This is a genomic window from Algorimicrobium bowmanii (genome assembly GCF_054031195.1).
On sequence record NZ_CM132929.1, the window covers coordinates 1340001 to 1342500 of the forward strand.

Genomic DNA, 2500 nt, shown 5'->3' on the forward strand with positions numbered 1-2500 from the left:
TTCGGCGAAGATCTGAAATGAAGCCCCAGTAAACGGCGGCCGTAACTATAACGGTCCTAAGGTAGCGAAATTCCTTGTCGGGTAAGTTCCGACCTGCACGAATGGTGCAACGATCTGGACACTGTCTCAACCATGAGCTCGGTGAAATTGTAGTATCGGTGAAGATGCCGATTACCCGCAGTGGGACGAAAAGACCCCGTGAACCTTTACTATAGCTTAGTATTGGCTTTGGATAAGTAATGTGTAGGATAGGTGGGAGACTTTGAAGCGGCGTCGCTAGGCGTTGTGGAGTCATTGTTGAAATACCACCCTTTGCTTATCTAGAGTCTAACCTTCATCTGAAGGGACAGTGCTTGGTGGGTAGTTTGACTGGGGTGGTCGCCTCCAAAAGAGTAACGGAGGCTTCTAAAGGTTCCCTCAGCACGCTTGGTAACCGTGCGTAGAGTGCAATGGCATAAGGGAGCTTGACTGAGAGACATACAGGTCGATCAGGTACGAAAGTAGAGCATAGTGATCCGGTGGTTCCGCATGGAAGGGCCATCGCTCAAAGGATAAAAGGTACTCCGGGGATAACAGGCTGATCTCCCCCAAGAGCTCACATCGACGGGGGGGTTTGGCACCTCGATGTCGGCTCGTCACATCCTGGGGCTGGAGAAGGTCCCAAGGGTTGGGCTGTTCGCCCATTAAAGTGGCACGCGAGCTGGGTTCAGAACGTCGTGAGACAGTTCGGTCTCTATCTACTGTGGGCGTTAGAAATTTGAGTGGATCTGACTCTAGTACGAGAGGACCGAGTTGGACAAACCTCTGGTGTATCTGTTGTTCCGCCAGGAGCATTGCAGAGTAGCTACGTTTGGAAGGGATAAGCGCTGAAAGCATATAAGCGCGAAACCCACCACAAGATGAGATTTCTTTAAAGGGTCGTGGGAGATGACCACGTTGATAGGCTATAGGTGTAAAGGCAGTAATGTCATAGCCGAGTAGTACTAATAACCCATAGGCTTATTGTACGCCTGTTTTTTTATAAACGTTTACAACACAATTCATGTAATTTTTTCAATATGTTAAAATATTTGTTCCATATATATGGGACGCTGAAGTAATATTATGTTACTGAAGCTATAACTTAAGGTGGTTATAGCGACGGGGCTCACCTCTTACCATTCCGAACAGAGTAGTTAAGCCCGTTAGCGCCGATGGTACTGCATCTCGTGGGAGAGTAGGTCGCCGCCTTTTTTAATCCTGATTCATTTATGAGTCAGGATTTTTTTTTGTCTTCTATTTAACAACCCCAATCCTTATAATAAGGACCAAAAAAAAGCGCATGATGCGCTTTTTACTTCTGGTTAATACAGTCTGTTAATCAAACATACTTTTCATTATTGTTTGTAGGCCTTTAAAAGCGAATACTATTGCTAATACTCCAATAACTAATCCTAGAATTAACAAGGCAAGGTATAAGGGTTTTTCTTGATTTGTAAAAGCAACATGTAATAAACTAGGACCTATAAACATACAAAGTAAGGAAATCCCCATTTTTTTTAAGCCTTTATATAGTATGTCTTTATTTGTTCGTTTTGTTTCTGGTTCCATCGGTATAATTTTCTATTGCTGTTCTAACATTTTTATGAGTAGTTAATAAAGCTTCTGCTTTAGCATACGTAAGATCTAAACTGGTCATGATCATTTTTATTCCGCGATCCTGTAATTTTGCATTGCTTAATTGCATGTCAACCATTTTATTGCCTTTAATATGATAGATTAATTTTCTTTGCTCTTAACTTCCGGATCATTTTAGAAGAATAATGTTGTTGTTTTATAATGTATTCATATCATAATTACTGGATTCAAAAGATGTTTTAAGTATTATAGTCTATAAGTATGATAAAAAAAATCACCCATTTTAAGTTGAAATTCCAAACGGACGAATGTTTTAGCTTGTATTTCCTGATTTATATCAAGATGATATAGCTTTGAAAAAGGAGCTAATACTCAGTTTTAGTATATCTTTCATAAAAAACATTATTTGTAAGTACCTGGTTAGTAGCTAATAAAAAATAAAACAGAAATAAGGTTAAAAAAAGCTTGTATAAAGGAAAAAAAGGGTTGTATATTTGCAGCCGCTAAAAACGGTAACGTTCTTAGAAAGTTCAAGAGGAAAATAGATCAACTTTAAGGTTAAGAAATTTTTAAATATTTTTTAAATAAAAGTTTGCGAGTTAAATAAAAGGTAATTATATTTGCACCCGCTTAAGAGATAAACGCCTTAAGAGAAACAGAGAAAAAAGTTCATAAACATATTGAATTGACAGCGTAAGATTAAATTGGAAACGATTTAATCAAACAAAAGAGAATAAACCATTTTGAGTATAGATAAAAAACTATTTCGATTAGTTGTTAAATAATATTTAAGAATTAACGATGAAGAGTTTGATCCTGGCTCAGGATGAACGCTAGCGGCAGGCTTAACACATGCAAGTCGAACGGTAACAGAGAAGAGCTT

General features: G+C 38.6%; 2 protein-coding genes and 3 rRNA genes (2 of these 5 only partly in view). 3 read left to right on the forward strand and 2 right to left on the reverse strand.

Features of this window, described 5'->3' with window-relative positions; genetic code table 11:
* A 23S ribosomal RNA gene (locus ACW5R3_RS05875) occupies window positions 1-1007 on the forward strand (it extends 1818 nt beyond the left edge of the window).
* A gap of 117 nt (window positions 1008-1124) precedes the next feature.
* Window positions 1125-1233, forward strand: a 5S ribosomal RNA gene (rrf, locus tag ACW5R3_RS05880).
* A 123-nt stretch (window positions 1234-1356) separates the two neighbouring features.
* On the opposite strand, the gene ACW5R3_RS05885 is transcribed toward rrf, so the two are convergent.
* Window positions 1357-1590: a DUF6095 family protein gene (locus tag ACW5R3_RS05885; protein WP_456578482.1), complete on the reverse strand. Its 234-nt coding sequence runs from the start codon at window positions 1588-1590 to the stop codon at window positions 1357-1359.
* Entirely contained in the window at window positions 1562-1726 is a 165-nt protein-coding gene (locus ACW5R3_RS05890) for a hypothetical protein (RefSeq protein WP_456578483.1), read from the reverse strand. The genes ACW5R3_RS05885 and ACW5R3_RS05890 overlap by 29 nt, the downstream gene beginning before the upstream one ends.
* 689 nt (window positions 1727-2415) lie before the next feature.
* Here ACW5R3_RS05890 and ACW5R3_RS05895 point away from each other — a divergent pair.
* Window positions 2416-2500 (forward strand): 16S ribosomal RNA (locus ACW5R3_RS05895); it runs 1442 nt beyond the window's last position.

Excerpts from the sequence above, each read along its gene's own strand:
- ACW5R3_RS05885 (WP_456578482.1), bottom strand. The coding sequence starts at position 1,590 with ATGGAACCAGAAACAAAACGAACAAATAAAGACATACTATATAAAGGC.
- ACW5R3_RS05890 (WP_456578483.1), bottom strand. The coding sequence starts at position 1,726 with ATGCAATTAAGCAATGCAAAATTACAGGATCGCGGAATAAAAATGATC.